The following is a 24,034-nucleotide window of genomic DNA, read 5'->3' on the forward strand; positions in this document are numbered from 1 at the left end:
AGCTCACGGTTCCGTCCTCCTCGCCATCCGGTGCTGGTCGAGAACACCGGCGACCTGGGACACCGCGTCCGGGGCTGTGCGGCCCAGCACTGGCAACGTCCAATACCAGCTGTCGGTGGCCAGGGCTTCGAGGACGAGGTTTCGCGCAATGGTGGTGTCGTCGGCCTCTGTCGGGCGCGTGTGGTGTGCGAGGGCTCTGAGCACAGAAAGGGTCCAGTAACCCTCGTCGGCAGCCACATCCAGATGCGGCGGTACGCCGGCCAGGTACGCGGCCACGACCGACTGGGCAACGCCTCGGGCAGCAGGGCCAGGCAACTTGCCGATCGTGCAGTACGCGCGCTCGACGTCACCGTGGGTAGCCCGGAGCAGGGCGAGTCCGGTAGCGAACAGGGGTTCCGTGCCGAGCCGTGCGTGAGCTGCGGCTTCCAGGGAGGCGAGCTGGGCGTCCGTCCGGGCACCGGTAGCGTGATCACACAGCGCCTTGAGCAGTGCGGTTCCGGACGTGTCGAGACCAGCTCTCGGCAAGCCACCAGCGATGGCACGTGCAACGACGGCCTCCGGTTCGAGGCCCATCTCGACGGCCAAGGCAGCCCGCCGGTACGGAATGCCCGCCCTGCCGAGCGGCTTGCCTCCGTGGGGGAGGGCGGCCCATCGCTTGGCCCGTTGGGAGTCACCTGCATGAGCGAACGCCTGGGCGACCAGGGCCCTGATCTTCGGCTGCAATGGGTGCGGCATGTGTTGGGCAATGTCGGCTGCCCCTTCCGCGCACCGCAACGCCTCGTCGCGGCGCTGTGCGTCTGCGTGAGCCATTGCGGCCGAGGTCAAGACCTGTAGGCGCAGGAGAGTGTCGGACAGCTCGGTCCTCAAGAGTGAGGTGACCTCTTCGACGGGATCGAGAACGCCGAAAAGAGCTTCCGCGAGGAAGGGCAGCCATGTGACGGGGGCGCTCCCATCGGCAGCCCGCCTTGTGAACCGGTCCAGGCACCGGCGTAGGTGGGGGCCGTCTCCGAGGTCGGACAGACGCGTCATTTCCTTGAGCAGTTCTTCGTTTTCCTCCGCCTCCGCTGCTTCGGCGGATTCCCGTGCTGCGGTCTCGTCGTCGAGACGACCGTCGTGCGACTGCGAGGCACATGAGGTGTCGTCAGTGGGCGCGCCAGGGGGCAGAACGCGCACCTTCCTGGGTGTCTCTCCCACGTCGAGCAGCGCTTGGGTTACCCGGCTCATGGACTCCCGGAGCCTTCCCTCCGGGACGTCGCCCGAAGCTCTCTCCGCCTCGCGCATGGCGGTGTGCGCCAGCCGGCGGGCTTCCTCCGGCATGGCTTCGGCGAGCACGGAGGCCGTGAGCGCGCAACAGTCGACTGCCGTCAGGACCGGAGCCACCAGGGCCACGCTTTCGGCGAACTCCTTCATCCTGCGGTGGATCGACTCTGCCCGGCTCGGCTCAGCCGTGGCTACGGCTGACCAGATCTCCACCGCGAAGACGGGGCGCCCCTCTGCCCAATCCGCATGACCCTCCGCTTCCAGCAGGAGTTCGTCGAGCAGCTCAGCCGCGACGGCCGGTTCGGTAACGAGCAGCAGAGCTGCGGTCTCGGCAACCGCCGCGACGTTCTCGGGCCGGCAGATGTCGACCGTTGCCAGCAAGCGGACCGCCTCGCCCGGTGATCCCGCTGCGGCGAGCGTGGCGGCGGCCCGGGGGACGAGCGCCTGGATCTCCAGCTCTGCTGTAGGGGCGGTCTCCGCTTTTTGCCGCTGTGCGTGCGTGGCCCACGCGGCGGCTTCACCCGCCAGGCGTCTCGCCCGCTCCGCAGCCTCAGCTTGCAACGGCCCCATGGACAGGGCCGCCTGAACCACCTCAATGAGCCGTACCGCTTTGGAAGCTGGGTCAACGGCCGAGAGCGCGAGCGACCAGGCGCGGGTGAGGTCTCCGACCACGACCAGAGCGCGGAGAACCTCACGTGGTACCGGTCGGCTCCTCGTATTGAGGAGGGACCGGGAGGCGGCTGCCGATGCCCTGCCAGCGGGTGCCGGGCGCGCCTGCATGACGCGATCGAGCGAGGCGAGCGCGAGGTCGGCACGACCTCGGTCCGCGAGGCACAGCAGACGGCGGTGATCGAGCGCGAAGGTATGCCAGCGGTTGAGGTCACCACCATTCCGGAGCAGTTCAGGGTAGTGGTGGAGCAGATAGGTGGGGGTGGAGTCGGGCCAGCCGGCGGCCCGGTAGCGGTCGGCCCAGGTGTGCAGGTGCTGCGTCAGTTGGGTGAGCTTCCTGGGGCCTAGCCCTTCCTTGGTCGCCTCGTACAGTTCCTTGTGTGCCAGGACGAGGGTGTCGGGTCCCAGGTCTTCCGGCCCGAAGACCCGGCCGGCCACGCTGTGAAGCAGTCTCTCCAAGTCGGCGGGCATCAGCTCGGTCGTGTGCCCGCTGTACTGGAGCAACTCGTCCAGTTCGGTGACGCTGAGCCCGCCGTCTGCCAAGGTCAGGTAGCCGAGGACGTCGCGTACCCAGCCTCTGGTGTCCTCGAACAGTGCGGCCAGATCGTCCTTGGCGGTCTGCCGCAGTACGCCGGCCTCCGGCGAAGGCCGGAATCGCGGTATCTGCTCGGCGTGCCGTAGCGGGTGGTCCTGGCGTACATCACCGGGCAGGGGCGGGTGCCACCGGCGGCTGACCAGGACGCGGAGACCGGGGTGGGGTTGCTGTGGCAGCAGCGAGGCGATGCTCTGTCTACGCCTACTTTCTCCGGCGTCCTCGTCCAGTCCATCGATGACCAGGAGAAGATTCCGACCAAGCGCGACACTCTTCTGGGAGGCTTCCTTGTAGAGGGTCAGCAGGGTGGCTTCGTCGGTCGCGTCCGACGGCTTGTCTCGCGCATGCCGCGACAGCTGCTCGATCATGACCTTGCGAAAGTTCGAAGCGTTGTCCGTCCCGTGCCCCCACCGGACGAAGTAAGCGATGAGGTCCATGTCGTCGGCCTCATACGTTGCGACGAAAGTGGCCAGGAACGCGGACTTGCCCGCCCAGGCCGGGGCGACGAGGGACAGGTATCCCTTCGCGCTGCGGATCAACTCCGGCAGTCGGTCCAGGTGTTCCTGCCGGTCCGCCAGTTCCGGCGGCCGGTACTGCTCGGCAGTGTGGAGGTACCGGAAAGGGGCGATCTTGGCCGGACGGAATGCGGTGGTCGGCCGCCCACCGCGGTTGCTCCGGCTTTCGTCCACGGCCTCCTTGATGAGTCGCTGCCACTCCCTGCGGGGGCGAGCAGGTCTTTGGACGCGCCCCTCCAAGTAGTCGATCAGAGACGAGTACTTGACGACGCCTCGCTGGGACGGCGCGGCCGTACCGTTCAGCCAGTTACTGATCGTTGAGGTAGAGATGCCCAGCTTGGTCGCGAGTTCTTCCAGCGTGATCCTTCGTCCGCATGCCCTTTGGGCTTCCTCAAGCAGCGCCTGCAAGCAACCAGCGAGCCGCATGCGGGCGATCTCGGGGCGACCGTCGGTGCCTCCGGCCTCCTGAGCGTTCACATCATCTCCCACCCGGGAAAGTCCCTGGAAACTTTTTGCGACGCGTGAGAGCAGCGCGAACGCTATCTGCCCAGGGCTTTCGACATCGCTGGAAACCCGCTGGACGTGGGACAACTGCCCCACCCGCCGCCCGGCAGATCCGCTGGCCGGCCTGTACGGGAGGGAACTTGACCATGTCCGCACTGCCGACCCTGCTGACTGATGCCACGGTACTGGCCGCCGCCACGGGGTTCAGCTACTCCGTGACTCTGCTCGGCGTCGCACTCGTCTCGGTCGCCTCCCGCTCCTCGGCCCGGCGCCGTGACGCGCGGGCGACTCTGGCGATCCTGCTGCGGCGAAAGCCCCGCGAGTGAGCTGTTGTTGGGCTGCGCGGCAGATCGCTGGCGCGATCGGCGCGACTCGGCTGAGTTGGTCAGACTCCGGTTCCCTCAAACGCTGGGTACGCATCGCCGAGGCGTGCCACAGTGAGCCTTGGCGGTGCCCCACACCTCCGCTGGTCCGCTCCCTGGCAGGCGCCAGAGAGCGGAGTGAAGGAGGGGTACCTTGCGCGCGCAATCATGGCGCTGGCTCAGGGCCTGCCTGGTCGACACAAGGGGGTGGTTGCGGAGACACCGGGACGACATGGTCTGGTTGATGATCGAAGTCGTCGTCGCGGCCGTGGTCTCACGTCTCATGACGCTCATGTGAAGACGGTCTCTCCCGACAGGCCAATTGCCGGGAGAGGCCATCTTCAGGCCACGGGGCGACGTTCGTTCGCCCGCAGGGCGTGATGTGTCGGCCGTGGCGGTCTTCAGGTACTCCGGGACCATACCGGAATTCATCGGATCGGAGCTATGCAACCCCTGCGCCGGCAGGGCTGAGCCCTCGGCGGAGTTCGTCAGCGGACACGCCTCGCTCATTCCCCGCGTCGGCGGGGACGGAAGGACGTACCTGCTGACGAGTCGACGGGCTGTATGCGCATCATCTGCCGGCCGGGCGGAGCCGACGTATCTGTCCGAGGCGCGCTGCGGCTCTCGCGCCTCGGCCCTGTCATCAGTCACCCACCCATTCCGCACTCCACTCAGGTGGATGCGAGATTCCGAGGTCACGCGCCATGCACCCGGCTGATTCAGCCCCGCTCGATGCAATGAGCGACCGCCCTCGTTGGGACCCTCGCGTGCGCCCATGCGTACAAGCCCTGTCGTTGGACGGCGAGGTGGTTCAGCAGGACCTGACGGGGCTCTTCACGCAGGCCGAGGAGCTGACGGACATCGACGGAGACACTCCGGGGGAAAAGGTCGCCCTCGTCGAGTTCCTGCTCGCTCTGTGCTATGCCTCGGGTACGTATCCCACGTCGGCGGAAGAGTGGCAGGACTGGGTGCAGGAGGGCCACCCCCTGGATGCGGTTTCCTCGTGGTTGGCCGAGCAACCGGGCGATGACTGGGACTTGTTCCATCCCGAACGGCCCCTGGGACAGAACTCCCTTCTCGCGCCGTTCATGGAGGAGCACGGCACCGGGACCGCCCAGCTGGTGATCGAATACGCGGGTGACTACAACCAGTTCGCTGACCATCACCACCTGGATCACTCCAAGCCGCTGCCCGCGGCGAGAGCCTTCCGGGCGATGCTGACTCAGCATGTCTTCGGCCTGTCCGGTCGCGCCCGGATATCAGGCAAGGCCACGCTGGGGGCGGCCATCACCAACCTGGCCACCGGACGGCTCGGCGGCCGGATCAGGGTCCTCGCTCTGGGCCGGACGCTGGGCCACACCCTGCGTCTCAACCTGGTGCCGACCGCCGATGACCCGCGCGTGCTCAACCTGACCTGGACGCGCGGGCCGATCGAGCGAAGGGGCTTCAAGGCCAAGCCGCCGGCCCGTGCCGTACGGGGGTATGCGGACCTGCACAGCTACCTGGGCCGTTCGGTGCTGATGCGTCCGAAGCCTGGGCGCGATGGTGAAGAGGCCGGCGTCGACCGTGTGCTCATCGGGGCCGGTGAACTGCTTGAGCTGGACACCGAACTGCACCTTCAGGACGCCGTCATGTCCCAGACCCGTACGAGGGAGGACAAGCCACTGTGGCCTTCGCCCACCCGTGATCTCTGGCGTGAAGCGCACGCCCTCTACGCTGCGGTGAAGAACGAGGCCGGCGGCCTGTACGCACGCCTCGCGAAGCTCCCCAAGGAGCGGAGAACCGAACGCCACCCTTTCGATCTGCTGGCGGTCGGCCTCCTCTCGAACAAGACCACTCCCGTCGGTTGGGTCAGCAGCGTCTTCCCTTTTGCGCCGGGCCAGGCCCCGGCCCTCTACCAGGCGTCGCTGCGCGGCTCCGAGGTGGCAGAACACATCGCCCGCAGCCTGGACCGGGCGGCGTACGCGGCCTGGGCCATCACGTACCCCAATCCCAAACCCAGCGACAAGAAGGCACAGCTCGCCCGCTTCGACGCGCGAGGCGAGCAGTGGAAGGCGACCGAGGAACCCTTCCACACCCTGCTCCTGGACGTGGCCGAGGGCGCGATGGTGACCGACTGCATGCCCGGCTACGTGGAGTGGCTGGTGCAGATGGCACGAGAGTTTCTGGACGCCCGGCTGGACTCGTTGCCGAAGAACGGGCCGGGGCTGCGGGCCCGCGCGGCGGCACGCAGGAGCTTCGAGGCCGAACTCACCAGTTCCCGGGCTCCGGTCGACCTCACCGACCTCACCGCCCTCAAGAACGGAGGAGCATGACCAGCGAATCATCCGGGTGGGAGACCACGGAGCTGGGGGCAGCCCGGCTCACCGCTTGGCTTCTCACGTTGGTGCACAACCGCGAGTACGGCGATCTCGCCCAGCTCCGGCGCGCCACAGCCGGCACCAGCGCCAGCATCCGGGCCGGCTGGTACTCCCCGGACCAGGACAACCAGACCAGCAGGGAGATCTACGAGCAGGTCGCCTTCCTGTTCGCCGTCTACCACCGGGGTGTGGGGCGGCCCACCCAGGGCTTCGGCAGTTTCGGTACCGCGGCCCGGAGAATCGGCAGGCCCGGCAGCCGCGGCCCCGACGATCCCGGTGCCACGCGGCTGGTGGACCGGATCGTGGCCAGCCGACGCATTCCGTGGCGGCACCTCCAGCACGGCATCGCCCGGCTGCGCGCCTGCGAGCAGCAACCGCCGTCCTGGACCGACCTCGTCGCCGACCTTGAGCGATGGAACGACCGGAAGGCCCGCATCGCCTACCACTGGGCGGTCGACTTCCACGCACCGTACGACACCGGCAGGAAGAGCACCCAGAAGGGCAGCAGCACGTGACCGAGACCTCCGCCCCACGCGGCCAGTTCCTCTCCCTCCATCTGCTGGAGACACTGGTCGCGGTCCTGCCGGTACGCGATGAGAACGGATCACCGAAAACGATCGTCTTCGGCGGCGTCGAACGGCACATGATCACGAGCCAGGCGCGGCGGCGGGCCGAGCGGGTGCACGCCCGCAACCGGGCCAACGCCGGAGTCGGCCCGCTGGCCGGGCGCACCACAGGGGTGCGTACCCGCGAGTGGGCGCTGCTCACCGCGCGCGTACTGGAAACCGTCCACGGCTGGGAGAAGGAAGAGGCCGTCGTCACTGCGCGCGCCGTGCTGGAGGCCACGGGCCTGAAGTTCGGCGACCCGGCCAAGAAGACGGTCGCCAACCTCACCAAGGTGCTGCTGTTCGCACCGGCCGACACCGGCGAGCGGATCGCCGGGCACATCGCGGCAGCGGACAGCCTGCGCGGGTGGCGGGACGAATACCTCGCCGCCCAGGCAGCCAGCGCAAAGCCGAAGCGAGGTGCGCGCAAGGCAGCCGAAGAGTCCGCGAACGGAGACGGCGAGGCCGCGGAGACGAAAGATCTGCCATCGCTCCCCAAGGAGACGCGTGCCGCGGTGCTCACGGCACTGGCTCCGCGCGACGCCATCGACATTGCGCTGTACGGCCGCTTCCTCGCGGAGATCGCCGATTCGCCCAACGTGGACGGCGCCGTGCAAAGCGCGCATGCCTTCACGATCCAGGAGGCCGAACAGGTCGACGACTTCTACGCCGCGGCGGACGATGCCAAGCTGGAACGGAAGAAGAACGCGCTGGATTTCCTGGACGCGGCGGACGACGCGGGCGCGGGAATGACGGGTTACCAGTCCCTCATCTCCGGCACGTTCTACCGGCACGCCGTGCTGGACCGGCGCCAGTTGAAGGTGAACCTCCAGGCCGCCGGCATGACCGAGGCGGAGGCAGCAGAGGCCGCGGTCGCTGCGGAACAGGAATTCGTCAACGCTTTCGTCGAGGCGTTTCCCGAGGCGAAGAAGAACTCCACGGCCTCCACCGGCTCGCTGCCGGCCCTGGTCCTCGCCTTCGAGGGCGAGCGTCCGTACAGCTACGCCGGCGCCTTCCAGAAGCCTGTCGACGAGAATCCGGAGGACAAGAAGGGCAAGGGTGGCGAAGGGCCGGCCGGGCCCGCCGGCGTCAAGCGTCTGCTCAAGCACCATGCTTTCGTCAGCGAGCGCCGCCCCGACATCCGTACGGCCCGTCTGCTCACGTACGACCCGCAGGTCGACGAGCTCCTGGACGACCTGGATACCTCAAGCGCAACCCGGGTGGACTCCATCGGGGGCCTGACGCCGTGACCTACGTACTGCTCCTACGGCTGGCCGGGCCCCTGCAGTCGTGGGGCATGGCCAGCCGCTTCGCCGCCCGCCGTGACTCGCACAGCCGTCCCACCAAGTCCGCCGTGATCGGCATGTGCGCAGCGGCCCTGGGGTTGCCCCGGACCATGGGCCTGGCCGAACCGGACAGGTCCTCGGAGGGGAAGGCGCACACGAAGCCGACTCTCCTGGGGCAGCTGGCCGGGGCCGCCTTCGGGGTACGTGCCGACAACCCCGGCGTCCCCGTCCGGGACTACCACACTGTCGGCGCGGGCTCCTACCCGTTGCGCCCCCGCGATCTCATCACCGACCACCGCCGAGCCGCCGCCGTCTCGGCCAGCCTCGACGCGGCCACCGGGGACCAGTTCGGCCGGCACGCGCTGGCCGGGTGGTACGGAGCACCCAAGAAGATCGCGACCGACCCCCACTCCGGCGTACTGGTCTCCGGCGAACTGCACCGCTCCAGCCTCATCACCGAGCGGTGGTACCTGGCCGACGCGACATTCCTGGTAGGGCTTCAGCACGAAGACGAGGACTTCCTGCAGACCGTGGCCCGTGCCTTGGAGCACCCGCGGCATCTGCTGTGGCTGGGCCGCAAGTCCTGCCCGCCGTCCGGGACCCTCGCCCTCAAAACCGTCCCCGGCGACCTGGAGACGGCGTTCCGTACCCACCGGCTCCTGCCCGGACCCGATGGTACGACCGATCCGACGCGCAAGCCCTGGGCGTGGCTCCAAGTCCGGCCTTCCGAGCGGGGCGCCACGCCCGTGCAGGACCAGCCGGTGAGCTTCGACTCGCTGCAGCCTGAGCACACCACCCGCTGGGAGGTCCGCCGCAGGGTCACGATCGCCGCGAACGCCACCGAATGGAAAGACATCATCCCGTGAGCATCTCTCCGCAGCCCCGCACCGCGACGGCTCGCTTCGTCGCGACCCATTCCGTGCTCACCTTGGATGCGCGCCACCCCTACGTAGCCAAGTCGCTGATCGACGCCCAGGACATGCACCGCACGGTGATGAGCGGATTCCAAGGGTGGGTCGACGACGGCAGTCCGGACGCCCGTGCGCAGCTGGGCGTCCTGTCGACATGGGCGCTCGACCTCAAAGCGGCCGCCCTCGTCCTGGTCGTACAAGCCAAGGTCGCCGCGGATTGGGGGCACGTGCCCAAAGCCGCACTACGAGATGCCCCGCATCTCATCACCGTCGACCGTACCTTTCGCGCCGGTGACACCGTCGGCTTCCGCTCCGTCGTCAACCCCACGTACAGCAAGCACCGAACTACCCCGGACGGGCAGCCTGTCAGAGGCCAACGGGTTGCACACACCAAGCCGGACGGCGTCAGGAAGTGGTGCGGCCGCCTCTTCGGAGATGGGCACATTCCCGGCCGCGTCGGCGCCTCTGCGGACCCTGACGCCATCTCCGTGCGCATGCTGCCCACGGTGTCCAGCCCCGCACCCCACAAGGGATTGAAGATCGCTCGCGCCGAACTGCGCGGCTCCCTGACCATCACCGACCCCGCAGCATTCGTCACCGCCCTCTCCGAGGGCATCGGCCACGCCCGGGCGTACAGCTGCGGGCTCATCCTGACTCGGTGACATTTTGTGCGTGCTCCTCCTACTTCGCCTCCGTCTCCACTCGACTCTCCTCCGCCGGTTCTCCACCTGTGGGACAGAAGCGATCAACGCGCGTCCGTTTGCCGCGGAGCTGAGCCAAGCATGTGGGGCCTAAGGGAAGCCATCGGGAGATCAGCTCTGTATGCGCAGGGCTAGCATCAGACATCGCCGAGGTTGCAGCTCTTCAACGAGATGACAGCTCCGCACGCGCGGGGACCACGTCGACCTGCACGGGCCGGACGTCGAATGGCGCGGTGGTGGTCCCGGGCGGACCGGACGTCGGGGCCCGTCCGGGACCACCACCGCGTCGCGAGCGCCGCGCGGTCAGGCCACGTTCTCAGGCGCCTTCGGCCATGACGTCGTCCAGCCAGTCGTACACGCGGGCGAAGGCCAGGCGTTGGGCGCCCGCCTGGCAGTGCGCGTCCGCGCCCAGTGCGGCGGTGAACTCCAGCAGCGTCTTGGGGCAGGTCAGGTGCTCGTGGAGCAGTTCGGGCTGGCTCTCGAAGAACACGTCGTCCGGGGCCGAGCAGACCAGGGTGGGGCAGGTGATCTTCTGGGCGATGCCGTCGCGCAGGTGATAGTCGAGGAAGGTGGCGAAGACCCCGCGCGGGGTGTCGGCCCCCATGACGTACGTGCCCTGGTCGACGATCCAGCGAATCTTGGGACTGGCGGCCATGGCCGCCTCCACGGCGGCGTCGAGCTCGGGGTCGCGGTCGGCGCGCAACCGTCGTTCGGCCTCGGTGCGGTCGAGGGACAGGAGGCTGGTGGCCATGTCGCCCATGTCGTAGACGCCGTCGAGGGCGATGACGGCGGCGAGGCGGTGTTCGAAGGCCGCGGCGCGTGGCGCGAGCAGGCCGCCCATGCTGTTGCCCAGCAGGGCGATCCGGGCGGGGTCGACTTCGGGGCGGGTGAGGGCGTAGTCGAGGACGGGGCCGACCGCGTTCTCCCAGTCGGGGCGGAACACCAGGCCGTGGTGGTGGCGGGTGCCCGGCTGGCCGGGGCCGTCGAAGGACAGGACGTTGTAGCCGCGCTCGACTGCCGCGGCGGCGCCGGCGAAGTGCATTTCCTCGGCCGTGCCGTCGAATCCGTTGAACATGACCACGGTCGGCCGGGCGGCGCCCGAGCCGTCGGCGCGGTACAGGTACCCCGGCAGCACGGTGTCCTCGTAGGGGATCTCCACCGGCTCGATGGCCGGGGTGAACAGCGCGGCGGCCTGGCGGAAACACCTCACCGACGCGTCGTATGCGTGCAGGATGCGCGGGTCCGTGGCGTCGCCGTGCAGGAAGAACTCGGCGCTTCGGTAGTAGTTCGACGCCCGCAGGAAAGCGTCCCGGGCGCTGACGCGGTGCCCGCCGGCCAGGGCCGTACGTCCCTCGTCGGCCACCCGGTCGGCGGTGGCGAGCCACTCGTCGTGCCAGCTGTCGTAGTCGCCGGCGGTGATCCGCTGAGTGGTCACCACGACCTCCCCGAAGTCGGCGCCGCCGTAGGCGATGTGACCGAAGGACCGCAGTGTCTCGAACCAGAACGAAGGGTTGTGCGGGAAGAACAGGGGCTCCATTGGTATTCCTAAAGCAGTTCTTGGCTGCGTTTAGTGGGACTGTAGGGTCACGGAAACAGCAAACGCAAGTCGCGACTGCGTTAAAGTGGGGATCATGGAGAGGCAACGAGAGCCGGCCCGCCGGCCCGGTGGACGGGCGGCCCGCGTCCGCGCGGCAGTGCATCAGGCGGTCGCCGACCTGGCCGGCGACCGCGGATACGGGAACTTCACGGTCGGCGACGTCGCCGCCCGCGCGGGCGTGGCCGACACGAGCATCTACCGCCGTTGGGGAAACCTGGAAGCCCTCCTCTCGGACGTGGCCATCACCCGGCTCACCGCGACCTCCCCCACCCCCGACACCGGGAGCCTGGAGGGCGATCTGCGTAGCTACGCGGCCACCGTCGCCCGCGATGTCACCGGGCCGGACGGGATGGCGATACTGCGCCTGGCCATCTCCCTGTCCAACTCCGGGCAGCCGGGCCTGGAGGCCCGCGACGCGTTTCTCGCCGAACGCACCCGTCAGCTACAGGCCATGCTCGACCGGGCCCGGGACCGAGGCGAACAGCCGCCGGACGTCCTCCAGGTGCTCGATCTCATCCTGTCCCCGATGTGCATCCGCATCCTGTTCGGAGCGGGCCCGCTCACTCCCGCCTACACCGACGAACTGGTCGACCGCCTGCTGTGCCTGCACACCGCCGCCGGAGGGGCGTGAGTTCTCCTTGAGTCCTACCGGGGCCTCCGGTGCGATCTGCCGTCTCAGCCTCTCGGACGGGTCTCGAACTTGGGGCAGAGCTGACGCGGTCTCCGGCGGTCGCGGTACAGCGCCACACCGTCCGGGGCGTCCGTGGAGCGGAAGAACTCGTGGTACGCCTCGTCGAGCACCACTCAGGACGTCCTCGGGCACCTGGTCCAGGCATCGCTTCAGCCGACCCGCCCGGACCGCGGTCCCGGTCGGGTTGTCGGCTCGCAGAGGAAGACGGCTCTCGTCCGAGAGGTGAGGGCCGCGGCCATGGCCTCCAGGTCAGGGGTCTCGTCGGTCAGCGGCACACCTACCGGAACGGCGCCCCTGTCCGTACGACGATGGGAAACGCCGGTGGCAGGCATCGGACGGCGCGGCTAGTGAGTGTGGTGCACAGGACGGCGGGGCGGCCACAGGAGTGGCCGCCCCACCGGAGGTGGTCCCCGCCGCACGTGCTCCAGCATCGCCCGCAGAGGCAGGCAATAACTCGTGCGCAGTCTGCAAAAGATTGACAGCGGAGTGCGAGGCTTGTCGACGGGCCTTACCGCGAGGCGCAGGGGCCGGTGGAGCCGCGTACGACGAGTTCCGGCTCGAAGAGGATCTCGTCGCGGACCACTTCCCTGCCGTCGATCTGCGCCGTCAGCAGCTGGACGGCGGTGCGGCCCAGCGCGTCGATCGGCTGCCGGACGGTCGACAGCGGTGGTTCGGTGACGGTCATCAGGGGCGAGTCGTCGTACCCCACCACCGATACGTCCTGCGGGACGTGCAGCCCGCGCCGGCGTGCGGCGCGCACCGCGCCCAGCGCGATGATGTCGCTGGCGCAGACGATGCCGGTCGCCCCGGCGTCCAGCAGCCGGGAGGCCGCGGCGTGGCCGCCTTCCATCGAGTACATGCCCCGCACCACGTACTCCTGCGGCAGTTCGGCGCCTGCGGCCCGTGCCACGGCCTGTCCGGCGGCCAGCTTGCGCCGCGAGGGGATGTGGTCGGACGGGCCGAGCGCCAGGCCGATCCGCTCGTGGCCGAGCGACGTGAGGTGGCGCCAGGCCTGTTCCACCGCGACCGCGTCGTCGGTCGAGACGCAGGGGAAGTCCAGTCCCGGGATCGGCGCGTTGACCAGCACCACCGGCAGGTTGCGGTCGTGCAGCAGTCGGTAGTGGTCGTGCGGCGCGTCGGCCTGGGCGTACAGCCCGCCGGCGAACACCACGCCTGAGACCTGCTGCTGGAGCAGGAGGTCCACGTAGTCGGTCTCCTGGATGCCGCCGGGCGTCTGGGTGCAGAGCACCGGGGTCAGGCCGCGCTGGGCGAGCGCGCCGCCGACGACCTCGGCGAAGGCGGGGAAGATCGGGTTGGACAGCTCGGGCAGCACCAGCCCGATCAGTTTGCCGCGCTCACCGCGCAGTTGGGTCGGGCGCTCGTAGCCGAGCACGTCCAGCGCGGTGAGCACCGCCTGGCGGGTGCCGTCCGAGACGCCGGGCTTGCCGTTCAGGACCCGGCTGACGGTCGCCTCGGAGACGCCCACCTTCTTCGCCACCTGCGCAAGTCGTCGCGTCATATGCGCAACGTTAGCGCAAGTGGTGCAAGCAGCTTGCGCTGTCGGCAGGTTGATACGGGCCCGACGGCGGACGCGGCGACGCGTGCGCCGGTTCCGGTGCCGGCCGGGCCCGCTCTGCTCCGGTGGGTGCCGTCACTGCTGGGGGCGGAAGAACTCCCATTCGACCTTGTCGACCTTGTCGGTGCCCCAGGGCACGATCTTGCGGAAGGCGTTCTCGCTGAGAACCAGGTCGTTCGGGCCGCAGGAGGTGCACTTGTCCCGGACCCATACGTCGATGATCGTGCCGTTGTACGTGACCGTGACCTTGAGGCCGCAGAGTTCGTCCTTCGTCGAGTCGGCCGCGGTCCACAAGGAGGCGTTGACGGCGGCCAGGTCCCCTGCGCCGGTGTTGATCCACGTACCGCAGGGGCCCTTGCCTATCTTCTCGTAGAAGTCCAGCTTGCCGGTTATGGTCTGTCCGATCGGCACGGCATGGGCCGTTCCCGTGCCGAGAGCGATGCCGGTGACGGCGGCCACGCCGCAGATCATCGTCTTCCAGCGTCTGGATGCGCGCATGGATTCTCCTCATTCGAGTTCGTCCGATGGTGCGTGACGGCAGGGAGCGGGCGACGCGTCGTCGCCGCCGGTGCGCTCGGCTCACCGGTGCGCGGACTTCAGGCGGCAGCCCACGAAGCACTCCCGTGCACATGATGGCCATGATCCTCGACAGCCCCACAAGCCCCAATGGGCGCAGATGTCCTGAAGTCGCGGATATGAGCGACGGGTTGGCGCGGAACGGACGGCCCGCTTCCACGTCAGCGGACGGTCGGCGCTGCCCACGTCCGCCCCTGCCCCCGCCCCTGCGCCTGTTCGGACGGCCTCCGGAGGTGGCGGCCCGATGGCCTCGCGGGCAGGCGCAGGGGTGGGGGTGGTCAGCCCGGACGGGTGGAGGGTCGGGGGTGGTCGGCCCGGACGGGCGCACTCTCGCGACCGTTGGCGACAGCGCCACCGCGAGGTTGCCGGGATGGGGCACGGGACTGATCGTCGGGCGAAGGCCCCCAAGGGGGCAAAGGGGTCAAAGGGCTCGTGGTCCTCGGCCGTGGGGTCGAGTCCCCTCCGGCCAATCCCCGCCCATGCCATTCGGGTCGTCCGCGGGCTCCGAGGGGGCCAGCGTGAAGTGAGGGGGGTTCGGCGCCGGAACCGGACAGCGGGCCACCAATTGTCCGGCCGGGCTGTTCGCCCCGGTTGTTCGACCCTGATTGCCGCGTGAACCATGTGGTCGGCAGCTCAGCCGGGCCGTGACCGAATGCCGATTCGAACGCCCCGCTGACCGATTGCGCACGATGTGTTCCCGTGCGGGCGGCCCTAGCGTGATCCCGCCTCTTCTCAGCACGCCGACGAGAAAGGAACGGACGCCATGGCGGTCATCAACCTCATGATCCTCGAAGGGGACGAGCAGGAGCCCGAGGGCTGGACGAAGATCAGCAAGGACCTGAACGCCGGCGCAGGCGGTCAGTACCTGTACTTCGCCTTCGAGACCGACAGCAAGCTCGCCGCGCCCAACGCCGCGTTCGGCCCCATCACCGACATCGTCTTCCTGGGCAAGGGCGACGAGCCCCCGCACGGCTACCGCAAGCTCAACAAGGACCTGAACTCCGGCGCCGGCGGCGAGTACATCTACGCCGCCTACACCCGCAACCCCGACCAGGGCTCGCCGGTCAACTCCCTGGACGTCGCCCTCACCGACAACCGCGACTACCAGCCCCCGAAGCCCTGGGAGCGCTACGACAAGGACCTCAACGCGGGCGCTGGCGGGAAGTACGTGTACCTGCTGCACATCTGATCCGGGCATCAACAGTCAGAAGCGCGCGGGCGGGGCGGTGGATGCCGTCCCGCCTTTCGGGCGCTTCGGCGGTCGGCTCTCGTCGGGCGGAATGACGAAGCCCCGGGTGGGACCGCTATCGGGGCCTCGGGCGGGTTCCGGTTCTGCCGCCCGGAACTCGGCGACGACGGCCGTGAGAGCGTCGGCGGTGGTGTCCTTCCGCGTCGCGGGGGCGGGGCTGTCGTACACGCGCCACGCCCCTGCCGCGTCGTCCGGATCTTCCGGCGCGACGACCCCGGGGATACCCGGCCGCCTCAGCGTGGCGTCGACGCGCCGGGCTTCTTCCGCGTCCATGCCTTCACCTTCTCTGCTGTGGGTGCGGGGAGCCTGGCCCCCCTCGCCGCCGCCGTGGGTGGCGCAATTGCCGGGGCTGATAGGGCCGCAGCCTCCTGGCTTCGGGGCGTGTGAGCAGCTTGCCGCCACCGGGACGAGGGCTTTGGGGGGCCGTCCACAGCTCGCCGTCCGCGCTGTGACCGGCTTGTTCGATCAGGTCATCCCCCGCCGTTCACGGAGTCGTTGGACGCGCTCGCCCGGCGTCATGTCGTCGGGGAAGTCGGCGTGGAAGGAGGGGCGCTCCGTCATGTGGTGCTCTCTGGCGCGAAGTCGAGCCCTTTCGGGCAGCGTACGCCGGGGCGTGCCAGTGAGCAGAGGATCGCTTCCGGAGCGGGAGCCTGTGGAGTCCCACATCGAGAACGGCACGGAAAGCGTCACCGGCTGACCGGGTCACGCACGGCCGCATCGTCCGCAGCCCCCGCGCCGTCCCCCTGTGTCGCCTTCGAGCCCTCCCCCTGTGCCGCCCCCGCGCGGCACAGCAACGCCGCGTGCAGGTCGAGGCGGTGGCTGAGGCGGGTGAGGTCGCGGCCGGTCAGGTGTTCTATGCGGTGGATGCGGTAGCGGATGGTGTTGACGTGGAGGTGGAGGGCGGCGGCGGTGCGGGACCAGGAGGCGTCGTGGTGGAGGAAGACCTCCAGGGTGTGCAGCAGGGTGCCGGTCCGGTCGTGTTCGGAGAGGAGCGGGCGCAGGGTGCGGGTGCTGAAGACGGCGCGTACGTCGGTGGGTACGGAGGCCAGCAGCCGTTCGAGGGTGAGGGCGGCGGGGGCGGAGCCCTCCCCGGGGGCGGGCGGGGTGGTGTGCGGCATGGGGTGTGCTCCTCGTACCGACCCGGGCGCCGGGCCCGGGGCATTGCCGTGCGCACTCGCCAGGTGAGAGCGCGCAATCGCATCGTAAATGCCAGGCGAATGGGTGTGTAGTGGCGCTGATGCCAGGCCTGTGGATGGGCGCTGGGGTGCTGAGGGAGGACGCGGGCCGGTTCCCGTGCGTCGCGTCGGCGGTCGGCGGGGCGCGCTTGCTTCACTCGGTCCATGGACCTGAATACGGTGCGGGAGGTCCGGGACGCCCGGGAGCGCTTGCGGTGGCGGCCGGGTGATGCCTGGCTCGGCGGCGGTACGTACCTCTTCTCCGAGCCGCAGCCCCGGTTGCGGCGGCTGCTGGATCTGAGCCGGATGGGCTGGGAACCGCTGCGGTGGCGGCCGGACGGCGGGCTGGAGATCGCGGCGACGTGCACCGTCGCCGAGGTGTCCCGGTTCGGGCGCGGCACCGGCCGGGCGGCGGGGCCGCTCTTCGACCAGTGCTGCCGGGCCTTCCAGGCGTCGTTCAAGATCTGGAACACGGCCACCGTCGGCGGGAACCTCTGCCATGCGCTGCCCGCCGGGCCGATGATCTCCCTCACGGCCGCGCTGGACGGCACCTGCCTGCTGCTGGCCCGGGACGGTACCGCCCGGCGGCTTCCGGTGACGGACCTCGTCACCGGCGCCGGTCACAACGCCCTGGCGGAGGGCGAGTTGCTGCGCTCGATCACGCTCCCGGCCCGCGCGCTGGACCGTCGTACGGCGTTCCGGCAGACGTCGCTGTACGGGCTCGGGCGCTCGGCCGCGCTGCTGATCGGGACGCTCGACCCGGTGGACGGGGCGTTCACCCTGACGATCACCGCCGCCACCGTACGGCCGGTACGGCTCCGCTTCTCCGCATTGCCGGACGCCTCGGCGCTGCGGGCGGCGATCGGGCGGGCCGTGCCGGACGGCGGCTGGTTCGACGATGTGCACGGGATGCCGGAGTGGCGGCGGCACATGACGTATCGGATGGGGGAGGAGATTCGGGGGGAGTTGGGAGGGGTGGGAAGGGCGGGGGAGTCGGAGGGGGCGGGCGAGGGGGTGGGGATGTGTGGGCGAGGGGTGGAGGTCCTCGGTCCGGTCGTACGGGCGCGGCTTCGGGGCGGATTCCGTACCGAGATCAACGGCGCCGTCACCGACGCCGTGCCCCGCCCCGGCCAGTGCCTGCGTACCTACCTGCGCGAGCGCGGGTGGTTCGGCGTCAAGAAGGGGTGTGACGCGGGGGACTGCGGGGCGTGCACGGTGCATGTGGACGGGCAGCCGGTGCACAGTTGTGTGTATCCGGCCGTGTGGGGGGAAGGGCGGTCGGTCACCACTGTGGAGGGGCTGGCTGACGCGGAGAGCGGGCAACTCCATCCGGTGCAGCGGAGGTTTCTGGAGGCGCAGGGGTTTCAGTGCGGGTTCTGTACCGCCGGGTTCCTGATGACCACCGCGGCGCTCGACGACGGACTGCTCGCCGACCTGCCGCGCGCCTTCAAGGGGAACCTGTGCCGCTGCACCGGCTACCGGGCCGTCGAGGACGCCGTACGGGGAGTCCGGCACACCGAGGAACCGGCGGAGGGGCGCGCCGTCGGCCGTAATGTTCCGGCGGCCGGCGCCGAGGACGTGGTCACCGGGACGGCCCGCTACACCTTCGACGTGGACACCGGTCTGTCCGGCGCTCTGCTTGACGGTCGGCCCGGCGGCCTTCTGCACATGAAGCTGCTGCGCTCGCCGCACGCGCACGCCCGGATCGCCGACGTCGACACCCGGGCCGCGCTGCGGGCGCCGGGCGTGCACGCGGTGTTCACCCACCGCGACGCCCCTGACCAGCACTTCTCCACCGCTCAGCACGAGCACCCGGAGGACGATCCGTACGACACCCGCCTGCTGGACGACACGGTCCGCCATGTGGGCCAGCGGGTGGCGGCGGTGGTCGCGGACAGCGAGGCGGCGGCGGAGGAGGGCTGCCGTCGCGTCGTGGTGACGTACGAGGTGCTGCCCGCGGTGCTCACACCGGAGGAGGCGATGCGGCCGGGCGCCCCTGTGGTGCACGACAAGGGGGAGTGGTCCGGAATCGCGCGGCCCGTGAGCAATGTGGCGGGTGAGGTGCACGGGGAGGCCGGTGACGTACGGCGCGGGTTCGCGGCGGCCGACGAGGTGTACGAGGAGACCTTCCGTACGCAGCGGGTGCAGCACGCGAGCCTGGAGACGCACGGCGCGCTCGCCTGCTTCGAGCCGGCACCGGGCGGCGCCGATCCGGCCTGGCCGGCACCGGGCGGCGCCGACCCGGCCCGGCGGCTGGTCGTCCGGACCAGTACGCAGGTGCCGTACCTCGTGCGCCGTTCCCTCTGTACGTTGCTGGATCTGCCGCCCACGGCGGTACGGGTCGTCGCGGGGCGGGTCGGCGGTGCGTTCGGCGGCAAGCAGGAGATGCTCGTCGAGGACATCGTGGCGCTGGCGGCGCTGCGCACCGGGCGCCCGGTCAAGCTGGAGTTCACCCGGGCCGAGCAGTTCACCGGCGCCACCACGCGGCACCCGTTCACCGTACGGGTCAGGGCCGGGGCGCGCCGGGACGGCACCCTCACCGCGCTCGAACTGCACGTGGTGTCGGACACGGGCGCTTACGGCAACCACGCCCGGTCCGTCCTGCTGCACGGCTGCGGCGACGCCCTGGCCCTCTACCGCTGCCCGAACAAGAAGGCGGACGGGTACGCCGTCTACACCCACACCGTCCCGGCCGGGGCCTTCCGCGGATACGGGCTCGGGCAGGTCGTCTTCGCGCTGGAGAGCGCGCTAGACGAGCTGGCACGGCGGCTGGACATCGACCCGCTGGTGCTGCGGGAACGCAATGTGGTGCGGCCGGGGGACGCGCTGGAGACGGTGGTCGGAGGGGAAGGGGGAGAGACGGGGGGAGGGGAAGAGGGGGCGGCAGGGGGAGGGGAAGAGGGAGAGGCAGGGGGAGGGGAGACGGATCTGTTCATGGGGAGTTATGGGCTCGGTGGGTGTCTGGAGGTGTTGCGTGAGGTTTCCGAGTCCGAAGGGGCTGTGCCTGAGGGGCCTGCGGCCGAGGTGCCCGCGTCCGAGGGGTCCGCGTCCGAGGGGTCCGCGTCCGGTGCCCCGGGCGTGCCGGGCGTGTCCCACGTGCCCGACGGGTGGCTGGTGGGCGAAGGGAGCGCGCTGTCCGTGATCGCTGCCGGTGGGCCCGGTGGGCACTTCGCCGATGCCCGGATCACGCCGGCCGCCGACGGCACGTACGAACTGGCCGTCGGCACGACCGAATCCGGCAGCGGCGCCACCACCGCGCTCCGCCAGATCGCCGCCGCCGAGCTGGGCACCACCGCCGCGCGGATCACCGTACGGCAGGCCGACACCGACGCGGTCGGGCACGACACGGGCGCCTTCGGTTCGGCCGGGACCGTGGTGACGGGCAAGGCCGTACTGCGTGCGGCGCGGTCCCTGGCCGGACTCCTCCGGGAGCGGGGCGCCGGCGACGGGCCGCCGACCGGTTACGGGCACTTCGCCGGTACGCCGCGTACGGTCGCCTTCAACGCGCACTGGTTCCGCGTCGCGGTCGATCCGGACAGCGGTGAGGTCCGTGTCCTGCGCAGCGTGCACGTGGCGGACGCCGGGACTGTGATCAATCCCATGCAGTGCCGTGGGCAGGTCGAGGGCGGGGTGGCGCAGGCGCTCGGGGCGGCGCTCTTCGAGGAGGTACGGCTGGACGGGCGCGGCGCGGTGCGCACCGCGGCGTTCCGCGAGTACCGGCTGCCCGCCTTCGCCGACGTGCCGCGTACCGAGGTGTATTTCACGCCGACGTGCGACGCGATCGGTCCGGTGGGCGCGAAGTCGATGAGCGAGAGCCCGTTCAATCCGGTCGCGCCGGCCCTGGCCAACGCGCTCCGCGACGCCACCGGCGTGCGTTTCACGCGGCTGCCGCTGACCCGGGACCGGGTGTGGCGGACGCGGGCCGGCGGGGATGGCCGGACGCCGCCGGGTGGCCGGAAAAATTCGCATGGATAGGACGGCGTTTGCTGGGCAGGGGTGCGGGACGGTCCGGCGTGCGGAATAGGTCATGTGATGAACCCGTTGTCGCAGCGGGACCGTAAACAGACCGGAACCGGAAGCAGGGAAGTACGCATGAGCACGGTTGAGCTCACCAAGGACAACTTCGACGAGATCGTCTCCGGCAACGATTTCGTCCTGATCGATTTCTGGGCCGAGTGGTGCGGCCCGTGCAAGCAGTTCGGCCCGGTTTTCGAACGGTCGTCCGACAAGCACGACGACCTGGTCTACGCGAAGGTCGACACGGAGGCGCAGCCCGAGCTGGCGGCCGCCTTCCAGATCCAGTCGATCCCGACCGTGATGATCGTCCGCGAGAACATCGCGGTGTTCTCGCAGCCCGGCGCGCTGCCGGAGGAGGCGCTGGAGGACGTCATCGGCCAGGCCCGTGCCCTGGACATGGACGAGGTCCGCGCCTCCGTCGAGGAGGCCCAGAAGCAGGAGCAGGGCCAGGCCCAGCCGGAGGGGCAGGCAAGCGGTGAATGAACTGCTCCTGATCCGCCACGGCGAGACGGAGTGGAGCAGGTCGGGGCAGCACACCAGCTGGACCGACCTGCCGCTCACCGCCCGTGGTGAGGAGCAGGCCCGCTCCCTGCGGCCGGTCCTGGCGGACCGGAAGATCGGCGCGGTGATCAGCAGCCCGCTGCGGCGGGCCCGGCACACCGCCGAGCTGGTGGGGCTGCCGGAGCCGCGGATCGACGCCGATCTGGGGGAGTGGGACTACGGCGGGTACGAGGGCATCTCCACCGCCGAGATCCACCGGACCCGGCCCGACTGGTTCCTGTTCACGGACGGGGTGACCGCCGGGCCGCCCGAGCACCCGGGGGAGTCCCCCGAGCAGGTCGGCGCGCGCGCCGACCGCGTGCTGCCCCGCATCGAGGAGCAGCTGAGCGCGGCCGACGGCGATGTGGTGCTGGTCGGCCACGGGCACTTCCTGCGGGTACTGACGGCCCGCCGGCTGGGCCTGCCGGCTTCGGCGGGCGCGCTGTTCACCTTCGAGACGGGCACCGTGGGTGTGCTCGGCGCGGAGCACGGGCGTCCCGCGGTGGTGGGCTGGAACACCCGGGAGCTGTGAGCGGCGAGGGCCGGGACCGGGCCGCGGTGCCCATGGTCCGGCGGTGCCCGGCCGCAGTGCCCATGACCGGGTGGCACCCCGCCGCGGTGCCCGTGGCCGGGTGAGGCCTGGTCGTACCGGTCTTTCAGGTGGCCATCGGATCGAGGTGCAAGGGTTCGACCTTGCCCTCGATCATGGCCCCCAGTCCCAGCACCGCACAGGTGTCCGGCCGCTCCGCGATGTGCACCGGCATGGTCGTGGCCTGCTGGATCATCGACTGGAGGCCGGGGATCAGCGCGCTGCCGCCCGCCAGCATGATGCCGCGCTCGCCCAGGTCCGCCACCAGGTCCGGCGGGCAGCGGCGCAGCACCGCCCCGATCCCGTCCAGGATTGCGGTCAGCGGTGAGGCGATGGCGCGCTGGACCGGCTCGGTCTCCACCATGACCGAGCGGGCCAGCCCGCTGACCACGTCTCGGCCGTGCACCTCGGTCGGGCCCGCCGCCAGGTCGCCGTTGCCGGACAGCATCAGATGCAGCGGCCGTACGGACTGGCCCGGCAGCATCAGCTTGTGATGCAGCCTCAGGTGCTGCACGACGGCGTGGTCGATGGCGTTGCCGCCCACCGCGACGGTCTCCGCCGCGACGATCGAACCGAGCGAGAGCACCGCGATCTGCGTCGTACCCGCCCCGCACACCACGATCATGGTGGCTTCTGGGTGCTCCACCGGCAGGTCGCAGCCGACGGCCGCGGCGACGAGGGTGTCGACCATCTCCACCCGGCGGGCGCCGATCCCGTTCAGCGTCTCCACCGCGGCCCGCTGGGCCAGCGGCTCGCTGCCGTACGGCAGGCAGACCGCGGCCCGCATGGTGGGTCTGCGCCGCCACGCCTTGCGCAGCTTGTCGTCGACCAGGTTGCGCAGCAGCCGCTGGGCCATGTCGATGTCCACGACGGTGCCGCCGGAGACCGGGCGTACGACGCGGATGTGGTCCGGCGTGCGGCCGTCCATCACCTCCGCGCGGTCACCGACGGCGATCAGCGCGCCGGTGCGGATGTTGACGGCCGCGACGGTCGGCTGGTCCACCACCAGGCCCTGGTTCTTGACGTACATCCGGGTGCGGGCTGCGCCCAGATCGACGGCGACCGAGCAACGGAGCAACTGAGCCAGGCTGGCGGTCATGGATGGTGCCTCCCCGGGAAGCGTTCGGCGGTTCGGGTCGAGTGGCCGCCGGCGGCCACTCGTAAGCCATCGTGTGCCAACGGGTCGTCAGGTGCGCGTTGAGGAGGTCCGGTTGGGGGACACGGCGGCCTGTGGGGCCGGTGAGACGGCCGTGGCCGGTGAGGACGGTGGGGCCGTGGAGCGGTGCGAGGCGTCGAGGAGGCGGGTGCCGAGGTCGCGCAAGTAGGCGATCAGTTCCGGCGGTTCGTGCACCTCGAAGGGGACGCCCAGCAGGCCCAGCCGGTACGCGAGCCAGTCCAGGGCGTCGCCTCCCGTACGCAGCAGGCAGGAGCCCGGCGTGCGCGGCTCCAGGATGCCGGTGCCCTCGGGGAGGCGGGCGGCGGCGTCCTCGATGGTGGTGTGCAGGGTGACCAGCGCCCGGTGCCGGGCGCGGTGGCTGGTGATGGACTCGGCGACGAACGCGGCGGCGTCGGAGGCGGGCGGGTGACGGTCCGGTGCGCAGCGGGCACCGGTGGGCCGGGGCGCGCCGATCCGGTCGGCGCGGAACGTACGCCAGTTCGCGCGGTCCAGGTCGTAGGCGACGAGATACCACCGGTGGTCCGCGCTGACCAGGCGGTACGGCTCGGTGTGCCGTTTGCTCGGGGCGCCGTCCGCCGCCGCGTACGCGAAGCGGACCCGCTCGCGGCGGTGGCAGGCGCAGGCGAGGGCGGTCAGCACGGCCGGGTCGGTGGCGGGCGCGTCGCCGCCGCCGGTGAGCAGACCGTAGAGCGGGACGGTCGCCTCCCGGAGGGCGGTGACGCGGTCCCGGAGCCGGGCGGGCAGCACCTGTTCCAGCTTGGCCAGGGCCCGTACGGAGGTCTCGGCGACGTCGGCGACCGTGCCGCCCGCGGCGGCGTGCAGGCCCACGGCGATGGCCACGGCCTCGTCGTCGTCCAGGAGGAGCGGCGGCATGGCGGTGCCGGAGGCGAGGCGGTAGCCGCCGACGGCGCCGAGGGTCGCGTCCACGGGATAGCCGAGGCCGCGCAGCCGGTCGATGTCGCGGCGGACCGTGCGCGGACTGACGCCCAGCCGCTCGGCCAGCTCGGTGCCGGTCCGCTCGCGGCCGGTCTGCAGGAGGGTGAGGAGCTCCAGAAGGCGGGCCGGGGTGTCGCTCATGCCTC

At 70.5% G+C, this 24,034-nt stretch carries 19 protein-coding genes and 2 pseudogenes; 12 read left to right on the forward strand and 9 right to left on the reverse strand.

Translation table 11 applies throughout. The annotated features are described in order from the left end of the window. Positions 1-3 precede the first annotated feature (3 nt). On the reverse strand, positions 4-3,627 hold the full coding sequence (locus ACFV57_RS02970) for a helix-turn-helix domain-containing protein (RefSeq protein WP_385225007.1): 3,624 nt from the start codon (positions 3,625-3,627) through the stop codon (positions 4-6). A gap of 59 nt (positions 3,628-3,686) precedes the next feature. Between ACFV57_RS02970 and ACFV57_RS02975 the strand changes: the two genes are divergently transcribed. From ACFV57_RS02975 to ACFV57_RS03000, 6 genes are all read left to right on the forward strand, one after another. After that, positions 3,687-3,866, forward strand: coding sequence for a hypothetical protein (locus ACFV57_RS02975; RefSeq protein WP_125047189.1), 180 nt, complete (start codon positions 3,687-3,689; stop codon positions 3,864-3,866). Positions 3,867-4,708: 842 nt separating this feature from the next. Next, the gene (locus ACFV57_RS02980) at positions 4,709-6,217 is read left to right on the forward strand and encodes a type I-E CRISPR-associated protein Cse1/CasA (RefSeq protein WP_385225009.1); all 1,509 of its coding nucleotides are present in this window, start codon (positions 4,709-4,711) and stop codon (positions 6,215-6,217) included. Beyond that, complete coding sequence (casB, locus tag ACFV57_RS02985; RefSeq protein WP_385225011.1) at positions 6,214-6,777, forward strand: type I-E CRISPR-associated protein Cse2/CasB; 564 nt, start codon at positions 6,214-6,216, stop codon at positions 6,775-6,777. Before ACFV57_RS02980 ends, casB begins: the two co-directional genes overlap by 4 nt. Next, positions 6,774-8,117: a type I-E CRISPR-associated protein Cas7/Cse4/CasC gene (locus tag ACFV57_RS02990; protein WP_385225013.1), complete on the forward strand. Its 1,344-nt coding sequence runs from the start codon at positions 6,774-6,776 to the stop codon at positions 8,115-8,117. Before casB ends, ACFV57_RS02990 begins: the two co-directional genes overlap by 4 nt. Continuing rightward, entirely contained in the window at positions 8,114-9,019 is a 906-nt protein-coding gene (gene cas5 / locus ACFV57_RS02995) for a CRISPR-associated protein Cas5 (protein ID WP_385225015.1), read from the forward strand. The genes ACFV57_RS02990 and cas5 overlap by 4 nt, the downstream gene beginning before the upstream one ends. Next, complete coding sequence (locus ACFV57_RS03000; RefSeq protein ID WP_385225017.1) at positions 9,016-9,726, forward strand: type I-E CRISPR-associated protein Cas6/Cse3/CasE; 711 nt, start codon at positions 9,016-9,018, stop codon at positions 9,724-9,726. The genes cas5 and ACFV57_RS03000 overlap by 4 nt, the downstream gene beginning before the upstream one ends. A gap of 355 nt (positions 9,727-10,081) precedes the next feature. On the opposite strand, the gene ACFV57_RS03005 is transcribed toward ACFV57_RS03000, so the two are convergent. Further along, a complete protein-coding gene (locus tag ACFV57_RS03005; RefSeq protein WP_385225019.1) occupies positions 10,082-11,302 on the reverse strand; it encodes an alpha/beta hydrolase family protein in 1,221 nt (406 codons plus the stop codon). A gap of 94 nt (positions 11,303-11,396) precedes the next feature. Here ACFV57_RS03005 and ACFV57_RS03010 point away from each other — a divergent pair, with 94 nt between their 5' ends. Then, positions 11,397-11,993 carry a TetR/AcrR family transcriptional regulator gene (locus tag ACFV57_RS03010; RefSeq protein ID WP_385225021.1) on the forward strand — a complete coding sequence of 199 codons (597 nt, stop codon included), beginning with the start codon at positions 11,397-11,399 and terminating at the stop codon, positions 11,991-11,993. Positions 11,994-12,088: 95 nt separating this feature from the next. Here the strand turns inward: ACFV57_RS03010 and ACFV57_RS03015 are convergent. The 3 genes and pseudogenes from ACFV57_RS03015 to ACFV57_RS03025 form a co-directional block, all read right to left on the reverse strand. Next, positions 12,089-12,346: pseudogene (locus ACFV57_RS03015) on the reverse strand (aminotransferase class I/II-fold pyridoxal phosphate-dependent enzyme); the annotation flags it as partial. Between the two features lie 215 nt (positions 12,347-12,561). Next, the gene (locus ACFV57_RS03020) at positions 12,562-13,572 is read right to left on the reverse strand and encodes a LacI family DNA-binding transcriptional regulator (RefSeq protein ID WP_385225023.1); all 1,011 of its coding nucleotides are present in this window, start codon (positions 13,570-13,572) and stop codon (positions 12,562-12,564) included. A 132-nt stretch (positions 13,573-13,704) separates the two neighbouring features. Then, the gene (locus ACFV57_RS03025) at positions 13,705-14,127 is read right to left on the reverse strand and encodes a hypothetical protein (protein ID WP_385225025.1); all 423 of its coding nucleotides are present in this window, start codon (positions 14,125-14,127) and stop codon (positions 13,705-13,707) included. Between the two features lie 841 nt (positions 14,128-14,968). Between ACFV57_RS03025 and ACFV57_RS03030 the strand changes: the two genes are divergently transcribed. After that, on the forward strand, positions 14,969-15,394 hold the full coding sequence (locus ACFV57_RS03030) for a hypothetical protein (protein WP_385225027.1): 426 nt from the start codon (positions 14,969-14,971) through the stop codon (positions 15,392-15,394). A 15-nt stretch (positions 15,395-15,409) separates the two neighbouring features. Here ACFV57_RS03030 and ACFV57_RS03035 read toward each other — a convergent pair whose 3' ends face one another. Next, on the reverse strand, positions 15,410-15,727 hold the full coding sequence (locus ACFV57_RS03035; RefSeq protein WP_385225029.1) for a hypothetical protein: 318 nt from the start codon (positions 15,725-15,727) through the stop codon (positions 15,410-15,412). Positions 15,728-16,140: 413 nt separating this feature from the next. Then, positions 16,141-16,572 carry a PucR family transcriptional regulator gene (locus ACFV57_RS03040; RefSeq protein WP_385225031.1) on the reverse strand — a complete coding sequence of 144 codons (432 nt, stop codon included), beginning with the start codon at positions 16,570-16,572 and terminating at the stop codon, positions 16,141-16,143. Between the two features lie 222 nt (positions 16,573-16,794). Here ACFV57_RS03040 and ACFV57_RS03045 point away from each other — a divergent pair. The 4 genes and pseudogenes from ACFV57_RS03045 to ACFV57_RS03060 all read left to right on the forward strand — a co-directional run. Further along, positions 16,795-17,601 (forward strand): annotated as a pseudogene (locus ACFV57_RS03045) (FAD binding domain-containing protein); the annotation flags it as partial. A 48-nt stretch (positions 17,602-17,649) separates the two neighbouring features. Further along, on the forward strand, positions 17,650-20,604 hold the full coding sequence (locus ACFV57_RS03050; RefSeq protein ID WP_385225148.1) for a molybdopterin-dependent oxidoreductase: 2,955 nt from the start codon (positions 17,650-17,652) through the stop codon (positions 20,602-20,604). Between the two features lie 117 nt (positions 20,605-20,721). Continuing rightward, positions 20,722-21,129 carry a thioredoxin gene (trxA, locus tag ACFV57_RS03055; protein WP_385225033.1) on the forward strand — a complete coding sequence of 136 codons (408 nt, stop codon included), beginning with the start codon at positions 20,722-20,724 and terminating at the stop codon, positions 21,127-21,129. Further along, on the forward strand, positions 21,122-21,718 hold the full coding sequence (locus ACFV57_RS03060; protein WP_385225035.1) for a histidine phosphatase family protein: 597 nt from the start codon (positions 21,122-21,124) through the stop codon (positions 21,716-21,718). Before trxA ends, ACFV57_RS03060 begins: the two co-directional genes overlap by 8 nt. A gap of 124 nt (positions 21,719-21,842) precedes the next feature. Here the strand turns inward: ACFV57_RS03060 and ACFV57_RS03065 are convergent, their stop codons facing one another. Next, on the reverse strand, positions 21,843-22,874 hold the full coding sequence (locus ACFV57_RS03065; protein WP_385225037.1) for a rod shape-determining protein: 1,032 nt from the start codon (positions 22,872-22,874) through the stop codon (positions 21,843-21,845). An 87-nt stretch (positions 22,875-22,961) separates the two neighbouring features. Continuing rightward, entirely contained in the window at positions 22,962-24,029 is a 1,068-nt protein-coding gene (locus tag ACFV57_RS03070; RefSeq protein ID WP_385225039.1) for a helix-turn-helix transcriptional regulator, read from the reverse strand. Between the last annotated feature and the right edge of the window lie 5 nt (positions 24,030-24,034).

The sequence above is a fragment of the Streptomyces sp. NPDC059788 genome (assembly GCF_042732265.1).
Classification (GTDB): domain Bacteria; phylum Actinomycetota; class Actinomycetes; order Streptomycetales; family Streptomycetaceae; genus Streptomyces.